This window comes from Bradyrhizobium commune (assembly GCF_015624505.1).
GTDB lineage: Bacteria > Pseudomonadota > Alphaproteobacteria > Rhizobiales > Xanthobacteraceae > Bradyrhizobium > Bradyrhizobium commune.
Genome location: NZ_CP061379.1, coordinates 7,553,069 through 7,572,063 on the forward strand (window position 1 = coordinate 7,553,069; position 18,995 = coordinate 7,572,063).

The 18,995-nt window shown below is 63.9% G+C and carries 15 protein-coding genes; 7 read left to right on the forward strand and 8 right to left on the reverse strand.

Annotated elements, in window-relative coordinates; all coding sequences use genetic code 11:
• Positions 1 to 145: 145 nt before the first annotated feature.
• A complete protein-coding gene (locus tag IC761_RS35410) occupies positions 146 to 2,935 on the forward strand; it encodes a [protein-PII] uridylyltransferase (protein WP_195801227.1) in 2,790 nt (929 codons plus the stop codon).
• 10 nt (positions 2,936 to 2,945) lie between these two features.
• Here the strand turns inward: IC761_RS35410 and IC761_RS35415 are convergent, their stop codons facing one another.
• Positions 2,946 to 3,476, reverse strand: a complete 531-nt coding sequence (locus tag IC761_RS35415; RefSeq protein ID WP_195801228.1) for a methylated-DNA--[protein]-cysteine S-methyltransferase — start codon at positions 3,474 to 3,476, stop codon at positions 2,946 to 2,948.
• Between the two features lie 82 nt (positions 3,477 to 3,558).
• Here IC761_RS35415 and IC761_RS35420 point away from each other — a divergent pair, with 82 nt between their 5' ends.
• Together IC761_RS35420 and IC761_RS35425 are read left to right on the forward strand one after the other, a co-directional pair.
• The gene (locus tag IC761_RS35420; RefSeq protein ID WP_195801229.1) at positions 3,559 to 3,921 is read left to right on the forward strand and encodes a DUF1304 domain-containing protein; all 363 of its coding nucleotides are present in this window, start codon (positions 3,559 to 3,561) and stop codon (positions 3,919 to 3,921) included.
• A gap of 134 nt (positions 3,922 to 4,055) precedes the next feature.
• On the forward strand, positions 4,056 to 5,282 hold the full coding sequence (locus tag IC761_RS35425; RefSeq protein ID WP_195801230.1) for an ABC transporter substrate-binding protein: 1,227 nt from the start codon (positions 4,056 to 4,058) through the stop codon (positions 5,280 to 5,282).
• A 141-nt stretch (positions 5,283 to 5,423) separates the two neighbouring features.
• Here the strand turns inward: IC761_RS35425 and IC761_RS35430 are convergent, their stop codons facing one another.
• Positions 5,424 to 5,849 (reverse strand): DUF1330 domain-containing protein, encoded by a 426-nt coding sequence (locus tag IC761_RS35430; protein ID WP_195801231.1) that lies wholly within the window; start codon positions 5,847 to 5,849, stop codon positions 5,424 to 5,426.
• A 174-nt stretch (positions 5,850 to 6,023) separates the two neighbouring features.
• On the opposite strand from IC761_RS35430, the gene IC761_RS35435 reads away from it, so the two are divergent.
• Positions 6,024 to 8,228, forward strand: a complete 2,205-nt coding sequence (locus IC761_RS35435; RefSeq protein WP_195801232.1) for a transglycosylase domain-containing protein — start codon at positions 6,024 to 6,026, stop codon at positions 8,226 to 8,228.
• 206 nt (positions 8,229 to 8,434) lie between these two features.
• Here IC761_RS35435 and IC761_RS35440 read toward each other — a convergent pair whose 3' ends face one another.
• The 5 genes from IC761_RS35440 to IC761_RS35460 all read right to left on the reverse strand — a co-directional run bounded on the left by IC761_RS35440 (position 8,435) and on the right by IC761_RS35460 (position 14,095).
• Positions 8,435 to 9,535 (reverse strand): alkene reductase, encoded by a 1,101-nt coding sequence (locus IC761_RS35440; RefSeq protein WP_210338506.1) that lies wholly within the window; start codon positions 9,533 to 9,535, stop codon positions 8,435 to 8,437.
• 423 nt (positions 9,536 to 9,958) lie between these two features.
• Entirely contained in the window at positions 9,959 to 10,798 is an 840-nt protein-coding gene (locus IC761_RS35445) for a M48 family metallopeptidase (protein WP_195801234.1), read from the reverse strand.
• 228 nt (positions 10,799 to 11,026) lie between these two features.
• A complete protein-coding gene (locus IC761_RS35450; protein ID WP_195804883.1) occupies positions 11,027 to 12,355 on the reverse strand; it encodes a polyhydroxyalkanoate depolymerase in 1,329 nt (442 codons plus the stop codon).
• Between the two features lie 121 nt (positions 12,356 to 12,476).
• Positions 12,477 to 13,295: an ABC transporter permease gene (locus IC761_RS35455; RefSeq protein ID WP_195801235.1), complete on the reverse strand. Its 819-nt coding sequence runs from the start codon at positions 13,293 to 13,295 to the stop codon at positions 12,477 to 12,479.
• Complete coding sequence (locus IC761_RS35460; protein WP_195801236.1) at positions 13,292 to 14,095, reverse strand: ABC transporter ATP-binding protein; 804 nt, start codon at positions 14,093 to 14,095, stop codon at positions 13,292 to 13,294. The genes IC761_RS35455 and IC761_RS35460 overlap by 4 nt, the downstream gene beginning before the upstream one ends.
• Positions 14,096 to 14,445: 350 nt before the next feature.
• On the opposite strand from IC761_RS35460, the gene IC761_RS35465 reads away from it, so the two are divergent.
• Together IC761_RS35465 and IC761_RS35470 are read left to right on the forward strand one after the other, a co-directional pair.
• Positions 14,446 to 15,756, forward strand: coding sequence for an ActS/PrrB/RegB family redox-sensitive histidine kinase (locus IC761_RS35465; RefSeq protein ID WP_195801237.1), 1,311 nt, complete (start codon positions 14,446 to 14,448; stop codon positions 15,754 to 15,756).
• 103 nt (positions 15,757 to 15,859) lie between these two features.
• Positions 15,860 to 16,414 carry an ActR/PrrA/RegA family redox response regulator transcription factor gene (locus IC761_RS35470; RefSeq protein ID WP_283814480.1) on the forward strand — a complete coding sequence of 185 codons (555 nt, stop codon included), beginning with the start codon at positions 15,860 to 15,862 and terminating at the stop codon, positions 16,412 to 16,414.
• A gap of 152 nt (positions 16,415 to 16,566) precedes the next feature.
• Here IC761_RS35470 and IC761_RS35475 read toward each other — a convergent pair whose 3' ends face one another.
• On the reverse strand, positions 16,567 to 17,058 hold the full coding sequence (locus tag IC761_RS35475; RefSeq protein ID WP_195801239.1) for an MmcB family DNA repair protein: 492 nt from the start codon (positions 17,056 to 17,058) through the stop codon (positions 16,567 to 16,569).
• Between the two features lie 237 nt (positions 17,059 to 17,295).
• Between IC761_RS35475 and IC761_RS35480 the strand changes: the two genes are divergently transcribed.
• Complete coding sequence (locus IC761_RS35480; protein ID WP_195801240.1) at positions 17,296 to 18,993, forward strand: alpha-amylase family protein; 1,698 nt, start codon at positions 17,296 to 17,298, stop codon at positions 18,991 to 18,993.
• The last annotated feature ends 2 nt before the right edge of the window (positions 18,994 to 18,995 follow it).

The following is an 18,995-nucleotide window of genomic DNA, read 5'->3' on the forward strand; positions in this document are numbered from 1 at the left end:
AGCTTCAAAAGCCAGAAAAATCATGATGTTATGGCCGGGACTGAGACAGGTCTCGCGGGCATCCAGCGCGGCTGGCCGAGCCGTCCACGGCTCATTCCGCGAATGTCTCGTGACAGCGCCTGTCACCTCTTATATCCGATGAGACATGGACAGCGTCACGACTGAGCACAGGCCAGAGGCGGATGATCGCTTCGACACCGCGCGGATCACCGCCGCGGTCGACGCGCTTGCCGAAAAGCACGAGGGGCGCGAGGACGCGTTCCGCACCGCGACCGCGCAGCTGCTCAAGGCCGAGCTGATCGCGGCGCGCGCAGCCGCGCAAGCGATCCTGCTGAAGGACCGCCACGGCCGCCGCTGCGCCGAGCGGCTGTGCCATGTGCAGGACGAGATCATCCGCATCCTGTATTCGGCGGCGACCCGTCATCTCTACCGCTCGCCGATTCCGAGCGGGGCCGAGCGCATGGCGGTGGTCGCGACCGGCGGCTATGGCCGCGGCCTGATGGCCCCCGAGTCCGATATCGATCTGCTGTTCATCCTTCCCTACAAGCAGACCGCCTGGGGCGAGCAGGTCGCGGAAGCCATCCTCTATTGTCTCTGGGACATGGGGCTGAAGGTCGGCCACGCCACCCGCTCGGTCGATGAATCGATCCGGCAGGCGCGCGGCGACATGACGATCCGCACTGCAATCCTGGAGACGCGCTTCCTCACCGGCGACCAGCCGCTCTACGACGAGCTGGTCGACCGCTTCGACAAGGAGGTCGTGCAGGGCACTGCGTCCGAGTTCGTCACCGCCAAGCTCGCCGAGCGCGAGGAGCGGCATCGCCGCGGCGGCCAATCGCGCTATCTGGTCGAGCCCAATGTCAAGGACGGCAAGGGCGCGCTGCGCGACCTGCACACGCTGTTCTGGATCGCGAAATACGTCTACCGCGTCCGCGATACCGACGAGCTGGTCGAGCGCGGCGTGTTCGACGCGCAGGAATACCGGACCTTCCGCCGCTGCGCCGATTTCCTCTGGTCGGTGCGCTGCAATCTGCATTTCTACTCCGGCCGCGCCGAAGAGCGCCTGTCCTTCGACCTCCAGCGCGAGATCGCGATCCGGCTCGGCTATACCTCGCATCCCGGCATGCAGGACGTCGAGCGCTTCATGAAGCATTACTTCCTCGTCGCCAAGGAGGTCGGCAACCTCACCGCCATCCTCTGCGCCAAGCTCGAAGACCAGCAGGCCAAACCCGCACCGGTGCTGAGCCGGATGATGGCGCGGCTGCGCCCGATCCCGGTGAAGCGGCGCGTGCCCGACAGCGACGACTTCATCGTCGACAACAACCGCATCAACGTCGCCGCGCCCGACATCTTCAAGCACGACCCGGTCAACCTGATCCGCATCTTCCGCCTGGCGCAGAAGAACAACCTCGCCTTCCACCCCGATGCGATGCGCGACGTGACGCGCTCGCTCGGCATGATCAATGCGAGCCTGCGCGAAAATCCCGAAGCCAACCGGCTGTTCATGGAGATCCTGACCTCCGACAACGCCGAGATCGTGCTGCGGCGGATGAACGAGACCGGCGTGCTCGGCCATTTCATCCGCGCCTTCGGCAAGATCGTTTCGATGATGCAGTTCAACATGTATCATCACTACACCGTCGACGAGCATCTGATCCGCTGCATCGGCTTCCTCCAGGACATCGAGCGCGGCGGCATCGAGGAGTTCGCGCTCGCCAGCGACCTGATGCGCAAGTCTCGCCCCGAGCACCGCGCGGTGATCTACATCGCCACGCTGCTGCACGACGTCGCCAAGGGCCGGCCCGAGGATCACTCGATTGCGGGCGCCAAGGTGGCGCGTCGGCTCTGCCCGCGGCTCGGCTTCAGCCCGGCCGACACCGAACTCGTGGCGTGGCTGATCGAGGAACACCTCACGATGTCCACCGTCGCGCAGTCGCGCGACCTGTCCGACCACAAGACCATCGAGAATTTCGCCGCCGTGGTGCAGTCGGTCGAGCAGATGAAGCTGCTGACGATCCTCACCACCGCCGACATCCGCGGCGTCGGCCCGGGCGTGTGGAACGGCTGGAAGGCGCAGCTTCTGCGCTCGCTTTATTATGAAACAGAGCCGGTCCTGACCGGCGGCTTCTCGGAAGTCGATCGCGGCAAGCGCCTCGCCGCGGCGCAGACCGAGTTCCGCATGGCCTTCGCCGAATGGCCGAAGGACGAACTCGATGCCTATATCGGCCGGCACTATCCGGCCTATTGGCTCAAGGTCGAGCTGCCGCGAAAAATCCGGCACGCCCGCTTCGTCCGCTCCAGCGAGCAGGCCGGCCACAAGCTCGCGATCAATGTCGGCTTCGACGAGGTGCGCGGCGTCACCGAGCTGACCATCTTCGCCGCCGACCATCCATGGCTGCTCTCGATCATCGCGGGTGCCTGCGCCTCGGCCGGCGCCAACATCGTCGATGCCCAGATCTACACCACGACCGACGGCCGCGCACTCGACACGATCTCGATCTCGCGGGAATACGACCGCGACGAGGACGAGGGCCGGCGCGCCACCCGGATCGGCGAAATGATCGAGGACGTGCTCGAAGGCAAGCTGCGCCTGCCGGAAGTGGTGGCGCGGCGCACCGTGCGCAGCAAGGCGCGGCCATTCGTGATCGAGCCGGAAGTCACCATCAACAACCAATGGTCCGACCGCTACACCGTGATCGAGGTGTCCGGCCTCGACCGCCCCGGCCTGCTCTACGAGCTGACCACCGCGATCTCGAAGCTCAACCTCAACATCGCCTCCGCGCACGTCGCGACCTTCGGCGAGCGCGCCCGCGACGTGTTCTACGTCACCGATTTGCTCGGCGCGCAGATCAACGCCCCGACCCGGCAGGCCGCGATCAAGAGCGCGCTGACCCATGTGATGGCGGGTGATAAGGCGGTCCAGCCGGCAGCGTGAAGGCGGCGGGCTAAACCTCGACCCCCTCGTGCCGGAGCAGCCAGCGCTTGCGCGCGAGGCCGCCGCCATACTTCACCAGCGAACCATCGGCACCGATCAGCCGATGGCACGGCAACACCACGCTGATCGGGTTGGAGCCGTTGGCGTGGCCGACGGCGCGGATGGCCTTGGGCATCTCGATCTTTGCCGCCAACGCGCCGTAGCTCATCGTGGTGCCGGCGGGGATCTTCGCGAGCGCCGTCCAGACCTTTTGCTGGAACGGCGTGCCGGCGATACGCCATGCGATCGCCGCGAGCTGTCCGAGATCACCTGCGAAATAATCCGATAGCGCAGTCCTCATCGCAGCCGGCGCGGAGCGCTCGCGCAGATCCACCGCGCCGTATTGCAGCCGCAAGAGCTCGCGCATCCGATGCTCGTAATCTTCCCAGTCGAGCGCGCGCAGCGCGCCCTCGGCATCGGTGACGAGCAGGGCGATGCCGATCGGCGTCTTCAGACGATCGAGGCCAAAACTTTCGGGCGCGCTGGTTGATCGAGCGGGCATGCGGCACCACGGCAAACGAAACACACCATCGCACTTGCCACGCCGGCCATGCTAACGTCCACCCGAAAGCTGGGGGGCTCAATTGATCCTGATCGCGAATGTCCTGGTGGCGCTGGTCGCCGCACTGCACGCCTACTTTTTGATTCTGGAGATGTTTCTCTGGGACAAGCCGCTTGGCTTGAAGACATTCCGCAATACGCCGGAGAAGGCCGAGATCACGAAAGTGCTGGCTGCGAATCAGGGGCTCTATAACGGCTTCCTGGTCGCCGGCCTGATCTGGGGCCTGCTGCATGGCAACCCGGTCTTCGCGTTCCAGATCAAGGTCTTTTTCCTGATCTGCGTGATCGTGGCCGGCGCCTATGGCGCGGCGACCGTCAGCACACGCATCCTGATCGTGCAGGCGCTGCCGGCGGCGATCGCGCTGGGTGCACTGTTTCTCGCCTGAGACGCTACGGCGCAGCGCCGCGATCCTTGCGCGGCGCGCGCCCTTCCTCCACAATCTTCGGCAGCGATGGCGACCGTTGCAATCAACGGAAAAAGACCGTCGGCCGGAAATTCCGTCAGGAGGAACAACCCAACATGAGCAATCGCAGAGTCTTTCTAACTGCCACGGCGGCGCTCGCCTTCGCGCTCTCCGCCAACCAGGCCCTCGCCCAGAAGAAATATGACACCGGCGCGAGCGACACCGAGATCAAGATCGGCCAGACCGTGCCGTTCTCCGGCGCCTATTCCGTCTACGCCAATATCGGCAAGACCCAGGCCGCCTACTTCAAGATGATCAATGATCAGGGCGGCATCAACGGCCGCAAGATCAACCTGATCCAATATGACGATGCCTATTCGCCGCCGAAGACGGTCGAGCAGGTCCGCAAGCTGGTCGAAGGCGACGAGGTGCTCTTCACCTTCCAGATCATTGGCACGGCCGCGAACGCCGCAGTGCAAAAATATCTGAACAGCAAGAAGGTGCCGCAGCTGTTGGCCTCCACCGGCGCCGCGCGCTTCAACGATCCGCAGAACTATCCCTGGACCATCGCCTACAATCCCAACTACATCTCCGAGGGCCGCATCTACGCCAAGTACATTCTCAAGGAGCATCCGAACGCCAAGATCGGCGTGCTCTACCAGAATGACGACATGGGCCGCGACTATCTTGCAGGCCTGAAGAGCGGCCTCGGCGACAAGGCCGCCAGCATGATCGTCGGCGAAGTTTCCTACGAAGTCACCGATCCGACGGTGGACTCGCAGGTGGTCAAGCTGAAATCGATGGGCGCCGACCTGTTCTATGACGCGTCGACGCCGAAGTTCGCGGCGCAGGCGATCAAGAAAGTCGCCGAGCTCGGCTGGACGCCGGTGCATATCGTCGACATCAATGCGAGCCCGATCTCGGCGACGCTGAAGCCGGCCGGCCTCGACATCTCCAAGGGCATCATCTCGACTCAATATGGCAAGGAGCCGGGCGATCCGCAGTGGAAGGACGATCCGGGTGTGAAGGCCTTCTTCGCCTTCATGGACAAGTATTTCCCCGAAGGCGACAAGCTCAACACCGTCAACACCTACGCCTATTCGGTGGCCGAGCTGCTGACGCAGGTGCTGAAGCAATGCGGCGACGACCTGTCGCGAGAGAACGTCATGAAGCAGGTCGCCAACATCAAGGACTTCACCCCGAGCTTCGCGCTGCCCGGCATCAAGATCAACACCGGGCCGAACGACTATCGCGTCAACAAGCAGATGCAGATGATGAAGTTCAACGGCGAACGCTGGGAGCTGTTCGGCCCGATCATCGAGGACTCGGGGCCGTCGGGTTAGGCACAACTGAGTAGGGTGGGTTAGCCGGGCGGCTGCGCGAAGCGTAGTGCCCCGGCGTAACCCACCTCTTCTGCGTCGGAGCCATAGACAGTGGTGGGTTACGCTTCGCTAACCCACCCTACAAAGCTACAAATCGCGAACTCAGGAAGGGATCTCCCCAAACGTCTTCCCGACCGGCAGCACGGCGTGCCGGATCAGGCGCGAATCCTCGACTCCGGCTTGCCGGTGCTTCACGGCCTCCCGATAGACGGGGTCGCGGATCATCTCGACGAAGGCGGCGACGCTCGGGTATTCGGCGATGAAGCAATGGTCCCAACGCTCCTCCCTCGGGCCGATCAGCATCAGCTCGAACCTGCCTTGCCAGACGATGCGGCCGCCGAGGCGCTCGAACACCGGACCGCTCTCGCGGCCATAGGCCGCATAGGCTTCGGCACCGCTGGCTTTCCTCCCATCCGGATAGGCCGCCTCCTTGCGCAACCGCACCAGATTGAGCATGTGAATCGGGCCCGGGCGGTCGTTCTCCCGGAATTGCGCAAAGATCTCCTTGGTCGGATCGATATGGCCCATGCGGGTTCCCTCTTCTTTATATGATATGCCGGCGATCCTAGCGCCACGGCCGGACGGGCGGAACTGCGGCAGGCGAATGCCGCACCTCCTAATCGCGCGTTAAGGTCTGCGTAACCGGGCCTTAAACAGCCGCCGCTAGCGTGCGGCGGGGCGGGGTGACCGGGCGTTTCGCGTATGGGGTCGGCAAAGAAAAAGGGTGGGCGGAAAGAGCCGCTGTTCGGCTTGCCCGCGGCGCTCGCCGATCTGCGCCTGACGGCGGCGGACCGCATTCCCAACGCCGAGGACAAGCCGAAGAAGTCGGCCAAGCGCAAGACCGAAACGTCCGACGACGAGCCGCCGCGCGAAAGGAAAGCGCCCGTGAGCCGCAGCAGTGCCAAGCGCCGGTCAAAGTCGGGGGGCGGCTTCGGCCTTGGCCGCCTGGTTTATTGGGGCGCGGTCGCGAGCCTGTGGGGCGTGATCGCCGTGATCGGCGTGGTGATCTGGGTTGGCGCCCATCTGCCGCCGATCCAGTCGCTGGAGATCCCCAAGCGACCGCCGACGATCCAGATCGTCGGCATGGATGGCAGCATGCTGGCGCAACGCGGCGAGATGGCCGGCGCCAATGTCTCGCTGAAGGACCTGCCGCCCTATCTGCCCAAAGCCTTCATCGCCATCGAGGACCGCCGCTTCTATTCGCATTTCGGCATCGACCCGATCGGCATCCTGCGCGCGCTCGTCACCAACGTGCTCCATCGCGGCGTGTCGCAGGGCGGCTCGACGCTGACGCAGCAGCTCGCCAAAAACCTGTTCCTGACCCAGGAACGCACCATGGCGCGCAAGCTCCAGGAGGCCGAGCTCGCGATCTGGCTGGAGCGCAAGCATTCCAAGAACGAGATTTTGGAGCTCTATCTCAACCGCGTCTATTTCGGCTCCGGCGCCTATGGCGTCGAGGCTGCCGCGCAAAAGTATTTCGGCAAGCCGGCGAAGAACGTGACGATCGCCGAGGCCGCGATGCTGGCCGGCCTGGTCAAATCGCCCTCGCGCCTGGCGCCGAACCGCAATCCCGAAGGCGCCGAGGAGCGCGCGAAAATCGTGCTCGCGGCGATGGCGGACGCCAAGTTCATCACCGACGCGCAGGCGCAGGCCTCGATCGGCCATCCCTCCTACAATGTAAAGCCGGCCGGCGCCGGCACGGTGAACTACGTCGCCGACTGGATCGGCGAGGTGCTGGACGATCTGGTCGGCCAGATCGACGAGAGCATCAAAGTCGAGACCACGATCGATCCAAAGCTCCAGAGCGTCGCGGAAGCCGCCGTCATCGACGAGCTCGCGGCCAAGAGCGTGAAATTCAATGTCAGCCAGGGCGCGCTGGTGGCGATGACGCCCGACGGCGCGGTGCGCGCCATGGTGGGCGGGCGGAACTATTCCGACAGCCAGTACAACCGCGCGGTCACCGCCAAGCGCCAGCCTGGCTCCTCGTTCAAGCCGTTCGTGTACCTGACCGCGATGGAGCAAGGGCTGACGCCCGACACCATCCGCCAGGACGCGCCGATCGAGGTCAAGGGCTGGAAGCCCGAGAACTACACCCATGAATATTTCGGCGCGGTCACGCTGACCCAGGCGCTGGCGATGTCGCTCAACACGGTCGCCATCCGCCTCGGCCTCGAGGTGGGACCGAAGAACGTGGTGCGTACCGCACACCGGCTCGGCATCTCCTCAAAGCTCGAGCCGAACGCCTCGATCGCGCTCGGCACCTCCGAGGTCTCCGTGGTCGAGCTGGTCGGCGCCTATGCCCCGTTCGCCAATGGCGGCTTTGCAGCTACCCCGCATGTGGTGACGCGGATCAAGACGCTCGACGGCAAGCTGCTCTACATGCGGCCTGCCGACGAGCACAACCAGGTGATCGAGCCGCGCTACGTCGCGATGATGAACACGATGATGCGGGAGACGCTGATCTCCGGCACCGCCAAGAAGGCGGAGATCCCGGGCTGGCCGGCGGCCGGCAAGACCGGCACCAGCCAGGATTATCGCGACGCCTGGTTCATCGGCTACACCGCCAACCTCGTCACCGGCGTCTGGCTTGGCAATGACGACAACTCGCCGACCAGGAAGGCGACCGGCGGCGGCCTGCCGGTGGAAGTCTGGACCCGCTTCATGCGCACCGCGCACGAGGGCGTGCCGGTGGCGGCCTTGCCGAACGCGCAAGGCAATTGGGGCCTATCGAACCTCGCGCAGGCGGCGTCGCAGGTGTCACCGCCAGCGCCCGGACCTGCACCCGCTCAGCCGTCGTACAATGGCGGCTATCGCGCCCCGCCACCCACGCGCACCAATGTGCGGCCGGAGGCAGCCGCAGGACTTGATGGCTGGCTGATGGACCGGCTGTTTGGCGGGAATCGGTAGTCCTCAAAACAAAAACCGCGAAAACAACCCCATGCACAGTAGCCGCCGCATTCCGGCGGGATGCCCGGCGGATTGTCGGAAGCCATTGACGCGGCGCTGCAAATCGGGAGCCGACGCAAGCGCCTCAATGAATCGGGCGAAGCGCACCCGTGTCGCTTCGCCCTCCCGTCACCGCCCGCGAAAGCGCGCCGCCGTGATGCGCGAGGCTACGAGCCTGCCTCTGCGGTAGCCTCCTTCAGGGCTGGATAATCGGTGTAACCCCTCGGCCCCACGCCGTAGAACGTCGCCGGATCCGGTTTGTTGAAGCCGCGATCGGCTTTGAAGCGCGCGACCAGATCGGGATTGGCGATGAAAAGCGTGCCGTAGGCCACCGCGTCGACCTGCCCCTTCTCGATCGCTCGGGTCCCCTTGGCCTTGTCGAAGCCCGTATTGGCAATGAAAGGCACCGACGTCATGGGGCGAAACGTTTCGGCCACGTGGTCGATCGCCACGCCTTTTGCCTGCTCTTTCTGGTTCGGCTCGAGCATCGTCAGATAGCCGACGCCTCGCGCGTCGAGCTCCCGTACGACGTAGCCGAACGTCGCGAGCGGATCACTGTCGCCCATGCCGTACAACGAGGTCGATGGCCCGAGGCGAATGCCGACCCGATCGAGCGACCAGGAAGCGGTCATCGCATCAAGCGTCTCAAGCAGAAGTCGCGCGCGGTTTTCAATCGAGCCGCCCCAGCCGTCAGTCCGTTTGTTGCTGACATCCTGAAGGAACTGGTCGTGAAGATAGCCATTGGCGCCGTGCAACTCGACCCCGTCGAAGCCGGCGTCGCACGCGTTGCGGGTCGCCTGCGCAAAGTCGGCGATGATCGCCGGAATTTCGGCGGCGGCGAGTTCACGCGGGACGGGAAAATCCACCTCCCGGTCCGGAAACTTGAACTTGCCTTGCGCCGGTAGCGGCGAGGGAGCAACCGGGAGCGCGCCACCGCGCATGTCGGGATGGGCGACACGGCCGCAATGCCAGAGCTGGCAGTAAATGCGGCCGCCGGCGGCGTGAACTGCATTCGTCACCTTTCGCCAGCCTTCGATCTGGTCGGCGCGCCAGATCCCGGGGCCGTTGATGACACCCTTGCCCTGTTCCGAGACGGCCGTGCAGTCCGTCACGATCAGGCCGGCCGCGGCGCGCTGGGCAAAATACTCCGCCATCAGCGCCGTGGGCACATTGTCTTGCGTGGCGCGGGTCCGCGTCATCGCCGACATCCAGATGCGATTGGGCAGAGCCAATCCGTGAAGATCCATTGGCGTGAAGAGGTCAGTCATTTCGTTCATCCATCACAGGGTTCGCAGCCGGGGATCGCGCGGCACCGAAGGCTTGCTGCACATTCCGACGCCATCGGGGCAAGCGAGCACGGGACGCATACGCAATCCGCGCGCAGGCGCGACATCGCCTTTAAGTCTTCCGGACCTGCGAGACTTCCAGACGCGCCAACGACCGGAATGGACGAATTTGCCTTATCCGCCACGCTCCATGCTGCCTTGCAGGTCAACAGACAGGACGCGGTTGGGATCGATCGACGGGATGAACTATTCGTGTAGAGATTGGAACAGCGGGACCGGCTCGCGGCGCCAGGAGGCGCCGACCGATCTTGCGATATATCAGATTATCAAAAATGCCGGATCGCGGTGCTTGCCCAGGCCCCGATCGTCGCGCGTCTATCGCTGCGGACGACCGGGGTGCTTGCCCTAATCCTCGACGCCGTACCGGTGCAGATCGTTGCCGTAGGTGTCGAGCCACTTCTTGGCGCGCTCCATCGACGGGCAGACCTTGCCGCAGACGCGCCAGAACCGCGCCGAGTGGTTCATCTCGACGAGATGGGCGACCTCGTGGGCGGCGAGATAGTCGAGCACGAAGGTTGGCGCGAGGATCAAGCGCCAGGAGAACGACAGCGAGCCGGCCGAGGTGCAGGAGCCCCAGCGGCTGGACTGATCGCGGATCGAGAGCCGCTTGACCCGAACATTGAGCTCGTCGGCATAGGCCTCGGCCGAGCGTTGGAGATCGCGACGCGCCTCGCGCTTGAGAAAATCATGAATGCGACGGTCGGCATGTTCGACGCCGCCGGCGACGCAGAGAATGCGTTCGCCGCTGTCCCGCGTCTCCGTCCACACCGTGCCGCGGCTGCCCGCGCGATGAACGATGCGATGGGGAACGCCGCGCAGAGGTATCACTGTGCCAGGCTGGAACGGCGCGGCCTTCGGCAGACGACCGAGACGCGCTGCGATCCACGCGCCATGACGCTGCGCGAAGTCTTTTGCTTCGGCAAGCGTGCCACGCGGCGGCATCGTCAGGATGGCTTCGCGATCGCTCGGATGAATTCGCAGCGTATAACGGCGCGCGCGGCGGTGTCTTCGCAAGCGAATCGCAAAATATTGCGACCCATGGGCGATCAGGAGGGTCTTTGGTTCGTGGGGCCGACGATAGAGGAGCGCGCGAGTGGCCATGTCTGTCAGTCCGGGGAGCAAGAGTTCGCCCGGATTCTGCCATAACCGCCGCCAGGGAAAGCGCTCGGCGCAAAAACAAATCATTTGCCCAATATACAGGGGTTCTGTGGTCCGGGAGACCCTACAGACTGGGGTTGGAACCCCAATTTTTCGCCCCCGCCGGACGCATGTGGCACCCCCAAGGGGTGAGGGGGGACTCACTCCTATAAAGCTACCTAATTACCCCGAATCTGGCGGGAACCAAGCCCCGCCCGAGCCTCCGGCAGGACCGAAATTTTCGACGGGAAAGCCGAAAAACGCGATTAAACGCGATTATTCCGCTGCGAGAGCCTGCAACGAGCTCGGATTCGCCGCCGAGACCATGAAGTCATGAATCCGCGGCACGATTTCGGACTTGAAGCGCGAGCCGTTGAACACGCCGTAATGCCCGACGCCCTTCTGGACGTAATGAACGCGGCGATGATCCGGAATCTCGCTACATAATGTGTGCGTTGCTTCGGTCTGACCGAGACCTGAGATGTCGTCGTTCTCGCCTTCGACCGTCATCAACGCAACGCGCGTGATCTTGGAGGGATCGACGCGGGTTCCACGATGGGTCATCTCACCCTTCGGCAGCGAGTGCTTCACGAACACGGTGTCGACGGTCTGGAGATAATACTCGGCGGAGAGGTCCATCACCGCGAGATATTCGTCATAGAAGTCGCGATGCTTGTCGACGAGGTCGCCGTCGCCCTTCACCAGATTGGCAAACAGACGCTTGTGGGCATCCATGTGACGGTCGAGATTCATGCTGATGAAGCCGTTCAGCTGCAAGAAGCCCGGATAGACGTCGCGCATCATGCCGGGATGCGGGAACGGCACCTTGGTGATGACGGTGTTGCGGAACCAGTCGATGCCGCGCTCCTGGGCGAGCTTGTTCACCCCGGTCGGATTGCGGCGGGTGTCGATCGGGCCGCCCATCAGCGTCATCGAGGTCGGCACGAAGGGATCGCGCCGCGCTTCCATGATCGAGACGGCGGCGACGACGGGCACTGACGGCTGGCACACCGCGATCACATGGGTGTTGCCGCCGAGAACATGCAGCATCTCGATGACGTAATCGATGTAATCGTCGAGATCGAAGCGGCCTTCGCTGAGCGGCACCATGCGGGCGTCAGCCCAATCGGTGATGTAGACCTCATGCGCCGGCAGGAAGGCCTCGACCGTGCCGCGCAAGAGCGTCGCATAATGGCCGGACATCGGCGCCACGATCAGCACGCGCGGCTGCGGGCTGCGCAGCGGACGCGCAAACTTGCGATCGAAGTAGAGCAGCTTGCAGAACGACTTTTCCCAGACCGAGCGGACCTCGACGGGGACGCGGATGCCGTTGACCTCGGTGTCGTTGAGACCCCATTCCGGCTTGCCGTAACGGCGCGTGGTGCGCTCGAACAATTCGCAGGCCGCAGCCACCGACTTGCCGACCTCGGTGCGCGCCCAGGGGTTCAGCGGATTCTGAAACAGGAGCTTGGTCGCGTCAGTGACCGCACGCGCCGGATTGAGAGAGGCCTGCGCCATCTCATACATCCAGTACATCGGCGTGGTCAGAACCGGACTGCCTTCTGCAGCCGAGAGCGGCGCGCCGCCAAACTCACCAATGGGCATCGTCATATTCCTCTTCGCATCGCAGCATACTGCCGAATGCGTAATATTGCGTCAATGCATGGTTCCGTACATCTACGTAGCGGATACGGTTAAACCAGCCTAAATCCACGGGAAAGTGAAGCTATTCGCCGCCCGACAGCAGCGAGCCGTGCGTCTTGGCGCTGCGCAAAAGGGCAAGGAATGCCCCAAAAGAAGCAACCAGAAGCATCGCATTGATGGCTAACGCCTCCCCCATCAGATCGATCCGGAAGGTGTTGTCGATCAAAAGCGCGCGCATCCCCTCGAACACGTAGGTCGGCGGCAGCGCCCACGCGGCATATTGCAGCCAGACCGGCAAGACGCTGACGGGATAGTAGATGCAGGCGAGCGGCATGATCGCGAACATCAAGGTCCAGACGATGCTCTCGGCGCCGAGACCGTTTCGCAGCACCAGGCCCGACACGAAGATGCCGACCGACCAGCTGGTGAAGATCAGATTGCAGAAGAAGGCGATCAGCGGCAGGCCGAGGCTGTAGACATTGAAGTGAAAGAAGATCAACGCCAGCAGGGTCATCGGGATGATGCCGATCGCGAGCCGGATCAGGCTCATCACCATCAGCGAGAGGAGAAACTCGATCGGCTTCAGCGGGCTCATCAAGAGGTTGCCGAGGTTGCGCGCCCACATCTCCTCCAGAAACGAGATGGAGAAGCCGAGCTGCCCGCGGAACAGGATGTCCCAGAGGATGACGGCGCCGATCAGCGTGCCGCCGGCCCGCGCGAAGAAGCTGGCATTTTGCGCGATGTAATACTGAATGAAGCCCCAGGTGATGATCTGGAGCGCCGGCCAGTAGAGCAGCTCCAGCAGCCGCGGCCAGGACGACATCAGCAGATACCAATAGCGCAGGATCATCGCGCCGATGCGTTGCACGGAAATGCCGCGGTGGAGGGAAAGCTCGGTCATTGCGCCCTCTCCTGCGCGCCATTCACCCGGCCGCGTGCGACGTCCAGAAACACCTCCTCCAGCGTGGTGCGGTTGTAGCGGGCCATGATGGCCTCTGGCGTGTCATCGTCCTCGATGCGACCGCGCTTCATGATGATGACGCGGTCGCAGAGCCGCTCGACCTCCAGCATGTTATGCGAGGCCAGCAGGATGGTGGCGTTGTTGTCGCGGCGATAGCGCTCCAGATGCGCCCGCACCCAATCGGCCGTATCAGGATCGAGCGAGGCGGTCGGCTCGTCCAGCAGCAACAGCTCGGGCTGGTTGATCAGCGCTTTCGCCAGCGCGACGCGGGTCTTCTGTCCGGCGGAGAGCTTGCCGTTGGCGCGGTCGATGAACTCGTTGAGATCGAGCTCGGCGGCGAGCTTTGCGATGCGGTCGGCCAGATGTTTCACCGCATAGAGCTTGCCGAAGATGGTGAGGTTCTGCCGCACCGTGAGCCGCATCGGCATATCGACATAAGGACTCTCGAAATTCATCCGCCCGAGCACCGCGGCGCTCTCCTCCGGCATCGGATGGCCGAGCACGCGGACGCGGCCTGAGGTCGGCAGCACCAGACCCATGATCATGGCGATGGTCGTGGTCTTGCCGGCGCCGTTGCCGCCCAAAAGGCCAGTGATGCTGCCGCGCGGCAGCGAGAAGGAGATGCCATCGACCGCGCGGGTCTGCTGGTAGACCTTGATCAGGCGATCGACCTCGATGGCCGCGGACAATGTGTCGTCCGCGACAGTCGGCCGACTTGAAGCCTGGTCGTTCTCAGTCATGCTAGGCGTTCTTCGGCCATTGCCGCGATGAGCGCAAGACTTGATTGACTTGATGAAAATGGCGAGTCACCCGACCGAATGCAGGGCTATCGCATATAGGAGCGATTCCGCTGTGGCCATCCTTCGAGACGCCCGCCGTTGGCGGGCCCTCAGGATGAGGACCGGGTGTGCGGCTCCGGTCTTGACGAGCGCCGATGCTGCTTAGCCTCATCCTGAGGAGACCGCGAAGCGGTCGTCTCGAAGGACGAGGCGCGCGCAGGTCGCGCAAAATGCCATATGCGATTGCCTGCGACCGAATGTAAGAGCCAGCGTGTTTGTGATCGGACACGCGCACCGCTAGATTGGCTGAAATGACCGAGACTTCCGCTTCCGACTTCCGTCCCTCGCAACGACACATCCGTCTGGACACCATCCTGCGGCTGCGCTGGCTCGCGGTGCTGGGCCAGCTCGCCGCGATCTTCATCGTGGCGCAGGGGCTGGAGTTCGATGTCGCCATCGTCCCCTGCGTCAGTATCATCGCCCTGTCGGCCGCGCTCAATCTCGCCCTGCAGACCGTGGCCAACCCGATGCAGCGGCTCGAGCCGCTCCATGCGGCCGGGCTTTTGGCGCTCAACATCGTCGAGCTGGCGGGGCTATTGTTCTTCACCGGCGGATTGCAGAACCCGTTCTCGTTCCTGTTCCTCGCGCCCGTGCTGATCTCGGCGACCGCGCTGCCGGCCCGGCTCACCTTCGGCCTTGGCCTGCTGGCGGTCGCCTGCGCCTCGATCCTGTTCTTCTTTCATCTGCCGCTGCCGTGGGATGCCGAGGATCCCGTCGTGCTGCCGCCGGTCTATCTCGTCGGCGTCTGGCTCTCGATCGTGCTCGCGATCGGCGTCACCAGCCTCTATTCGTTCCAGGTCACCGAGGAGGCGCGCAAGCTCGCCGACGCGCTGGCCGCGACCGAGCTGGTGCTGACGCGCGAGCAGCATCTGACCCAGCTCGATGGACTGGCCGCAGCCGCCGCGCATGAGCTCGGCACGCCGCTTGCGACCATCTTCCTGATCTCGCGCGAGCTGGAAAAGACGGTGAAGGATCCGAGCTTCGCCGCTGATTTGAAAACCTTGCGCGAGCAGACCCAGCGCTGCCGCGACATTTTGAGCAAGATCACGCAGCTCTCCTCCACCGGCGCGCCGTTCGACCGCATGAAGCTGTCCGAGCTGATCGAGGAGGTGGTGGCGCCGCATCGCGATTTCGGCGTCGACATCAAGGTACGGATCGCGGTGGCGGCAACAACCGAGCCGGTCGGCTCACGCAATCCGGCGGTGCTCTACGGCGTCGGCAACATCGTCGAGAACGCGGTCGATTTCGCCCACACCACGGTCGAGGTGAATGCGTGGTGGAACAACGACACGATCGAGATCGTGATTTCCGACGACGGCCCCGGCATTCCGCCCGACCTGATGAAAAGGATCGGCGAGCCCTATCTGTCGCGGCGACGCAGCCAGGACGCCGGCGGCGGCCTCGGGCTCGGCGTGTTCATCGCACGCACGCTCTTGGAACGCACCGGCGCCAAGGTCTCGTTTACCAATCGGACCTTTCCGGAACATGGTGCGGTGGTCCAGATCGCGTGGCCGCGGGAGCGTTTTGAGGCTATCGAGAGCCTTGAGGAAACAATAGGATAGGCCGCGACCTTGCGTCGCATGTGAGGTCCGATCGACTATTGGCGGCCTTGGCACCGCCCGTTCGCGACGCCATATGTAGATGAGCAGGAGAGAGGACAAAACCTTGAACGCCATCGCCGAACTGAACGAACAGACCGACCGCTCGCTTCTCATCGTTGAGGACGACAAGCCGTTTCTGGAGCGTCTGTCGCGCGCCATGGAGACGCGCGGTTTTGCGGTGACATCCTGTGACACCGTCTCCGGTGGTCTTGCCCAGATCGGCAAGGCCGCGCCGGCTTTCGCCGTGGTCGATCTGCGACTCGGCGACGGCAATGGTCTCGATGTCGTCTCCGCGCTGAAGAAGAAGCGCCCGGACGCGCGCGCGATCGTGCTGACCGGCTATGGCAACATCGCCACCGCCGTCACCGCGGTGAAGATGGGCGCGATCGATTATCTCTCGAAGCCCGCGGATGCCGACGACGTCGTCGCGGCGCTGCTCTCGACCAGCGCGGAGAAATCCGAGCTGCCGGCGAATCCCATGTCGGCCGACCGCGTTCGCTGGGAACACATCCAGCGCATCTATGAAATGTGCAACCGCAACGTCTCGGAGACCGCGCGCAGGCTCAACATGCACCGCCGCACGTTGCAGCGGATTTTGGCCAAGCGCGCGCCGAGGTAATTTCCGCCGCTCTCGTGCCCCGGACGCAGCGCAGCACGAAGTGATGCGCTGCTGAGCCGGGGCCCATGCCTCAGCTTGAATCACTGCCTTCTGGGTCCCGGCCCTGCGCAGCAGCGTTTCACGCTGCAGCGCGTCCGGAACACGAGAGCATCCTACTCCCAAAAATCCGCATGGCCCTGCGGATCGACCAGGCGGTTGATCCGCAGCGCCGCGGCCATCGCGAAGCGCACCGTCATCTGCTTGCGGGTTGCGGCCGCGATCCTGTGCTCGGGCGCTTCGCACTGCATGTGCGCGCCATAGGAATCCGCGATGATCAGGCCGGTCCCTTCCGGAAAGATCTCGCAGGGCAGATCCTGTGTGAAGGCGAAGAACAGCCGGTCGCAATGGGCGCGGTATTCGTGCCATTTCTGGTCGGCGCGCAGATCCTCCACCGACGATTTGATCTCGACGATCCAGATCTCGCCGCGCTCGTTCAATGCCACGAGATCGGCGCGCCGGCCCGACGGCAGTGGCAATTCGCTGATGCAGGAAAAACCGAGCGAACGTAACAACCGCGCGGTGCCGCGTGCGATGGCGAGCGCCGTCTCCGACTGGCGGCGATCGGGCGGCGGAACGAGAGCGATGTTGCGGGCGGGGCTGTCCATGGGGGGAGAGTAGCCGATTCCATTCTCAGTGTCGTCCCGGCGAAGGCCGGGACCCATAACCACAGGGAGACGTTTGGCGAAGACTCGTCGTTCGGCACTCCTACCGACCGCAATCGATAAATCACGCGGTATGGGTCTCGGCCTTCGCCGGGACGACAGCGGAGCGCGGAACCTCCCCCCGCCCTCGCACTTATCACGCAGCCGCCGCACCTCGGCAGGCGCATCGAGGCTGCGCGCATGATCGACGATCTCTGGTACAAGAACGCCATCATCTATTGCCTGTCGGTCGGCACCTATATGGACGCCAACGGCGACGGCGTCGGCGATTTCAAAGGCTTGCTGCGCCGGCTCGATTACCTGCACGGGCTCGGCATCACCACGATCTGGCTGATGCCGTTCCAGACCTCGCCGGGTCGCGACGACGGCTACGATATCGCAGACTATTACAGCGTCGATTCGCGCTACGGTACGCTCGGCGATTTCGTCGAGTTCACCCATGGCTGCAAGCAGCGCGGCATCCGCATCATCATTGATCTCGTCGTCAACCACACCTCCGACCAGCACCACTGGTTCAAGGAGGCGCGGCGCGACAAGAATTCGCCCTATCGCGGCTGGTACGTCTGGTCGGACAAGAAGCCTGCCAACGCCAACAAGGGCATGGTGTTTCCCGGCGTGCAGAAATCGACCTGGACGCGCGACAAGGAAGCCGGTGCGTACTACTTCCATCGCTTCTACGATTTCCAGCCCGATCTCAACACCTCCAACCCGCACGTGCAAGCGGAGATTTTGAAGATCATGGGCTTCTGGATCCAGCTCGGCGTCTCCGGCTTTCGCATGGACGCCGTGCCCTTCGTCATCGCGACCAAGGGCGCGAAGGTGAAGACGCCGGTCGAGCAATACGACATGCTGCGCGCGTTCCGCGAATTCCTGCAATGGCGCGAGGGCGACGCCATCATCCTGGCCGAAGCCAATGTGCTGCCGGAAACGGATATGGAGTATTTCGGCAAGGACGCCGACCGCATGCACATGATGTTCAACTTCCATGTCAACCAGCATCTGTTCTACGCGCTGGCCTCGGGCGATTCGCGGCCGCTGGCAAAATCGCTGAAGGCGACCAGGCCGCGGCCGGCGTCCGCGCAGTGGGGCCTGTTTCTGCGCAATCATGACGAGCTCGACCTGGGACGGCTGACCAAGGCGCAACGCGACACCGTGTTCAAGGCGTTCGGGCCCGACAAGGACATGCAGCTCTACGACCGCGGCATCCGCCGCAGGCTTGCGCCGATGCTGGGCGGCGACCGGCGGCGGCTCGAGCTCGCCTACAGCCTGATGTGCACGCTGCCGGGAACGCCCGTGATCCGATATGGCGACGAGATCGCGATGGGCGATGATCTGTCGCTGCCCGAACGCAATTGCGCACGCACGCCGATGCAATGGTCGACCGAGCCGCAGGGCGGCTTCACCAAGAGTGACAAGCCGGCCTGCCCCGTCATCGACAAGGGGCCGTACGGCTTCGAGCACGTCAACGTCGCCAGGCAGCGGCGCGATCCCAATTCCATGCTGAACTGGACCGAGCGCATCGTCCGCATGCGGAAAGAGGTGCCTGAGATCGGCTGGGGCGATTTCACCGTCATCGCGACGCGCGATCCCGCGGTGCTCATCATGCGCTACGACTGGCGCAACAATTCGGTGCTGTTCGTGCACAATCTCGACGAAAAGCCACGCGAGACCGCGTTCGCGACCGGCCTGCCGGGCGATGCCGGCGCGCATTTGATCAATCTGCTCGCGGAGGATCACAGCCGCGCCGACAAGCGCGGCCAGCACCGTATCGTGCTGGAGCCGTATGGCTATCGCTGGTACCGCGTCGGCGGGCTGGATTATCTGCTGAAGCGGAGCGATATCGACGGCAGCACGGCGGGCAGCAAGCATCCTGGATGACT

Excerpts from the sequence above, each read along its gene's own strand:
- IC761_RS35450 (WP_195804883.1), bottom strand. The coding sequence starts at position 12,355 with ATGCCCATTGGTGAGTTTGGCGGCGCGCCGCTCTCGGCTGCAGAAGGC.
- IC761_RS35410 (WP_195801227.1), top strand. The coding sequence starts at position 146 with ATGGACAGCGTCACGACTGAGCACAGGCCAGAGGCGGATGATCGCTTC.
- IC761_RS35465 (WP_195801237.1), top strand. The coding sequence starts at position 14,446 with ATGACCGAGACTTCCGCTTCCGACTTCCGTCCCTCGCAACGACACATC.
- IC761_RS35475 (WP_195801239.1), bottom strand. The coding sequence starts at position 17,058 with ATGGACAGCCCCGCCCGCAACATCGCTCTCGTTCCGCCGCCCGATCGC.
- IC761_RS35480 (WP_195801240.1), top strand. The coding sequence starts at position 17,296 with ATGATCGACGATCTCTGGTACAAGAACGCCATCATCTATTGCCTGTCG.
- IC761_RS35435 (WP_195801232.1), top strand. The coding sequence starts at position 6,024 with ATGGGGTCGGCAAAGAAAAAGGGTGGGCGGAAAGAGCCGCTGTTCGGC.
- IC761_RS35455 (WP_195801235.1), bottom strand. The coding sequence starts at position 13,295 with ATGACCGAGCTTTCCCTCCACCGCGGCATTTCCGTGCAACGCATCGGC.
- IC761_RS35445 (WP_195801234.1), bottom strand. The coding sequence starts at position 10,798 with ATGATTTGTTTTTGCGCCGAGCGCTTTCCCTGGCGGCGGTTATGGCAG.
- IC761_RS35440 (WP_210338506.1), bottom strand. The coding sequence starts at position 9,535 with ATGACTGACCTCTTCACGCCAATGGATCTTCACGGATTGGCTCTGCCC.
- IC761_RS35425 (WP_195801230.1), top strand. The coding sequence starts at position 4,056 with ATGAGCAATCGCAGAGTCTTTCTAACTGCCACGGCGGCGCTCGCCTTC.
- IC761_RS35460 (WP_195801236.1), bottom strand. The coding sequence starts at position 14,095 with ATGACTGAGAACGACCAGGCTTCAAGTCGGCCGACTGTCGCGGACGAC.
- IC761_RS35415 (WP_195801228.1), bottom strand. The coding sequence starts at position 3,476 with ATGCCCGCTCGATCAACCAGCGCGCCCGAAAGTTTTGGCCTCGATCGT.
- IC761_RS35430 (WP_195801231.1), bottom strand. The coding sequence starts at position 5,849 with ATGGGCCATATCGATCCGACCAAGGAGATCTTTGCGCAATTCCGGGAG.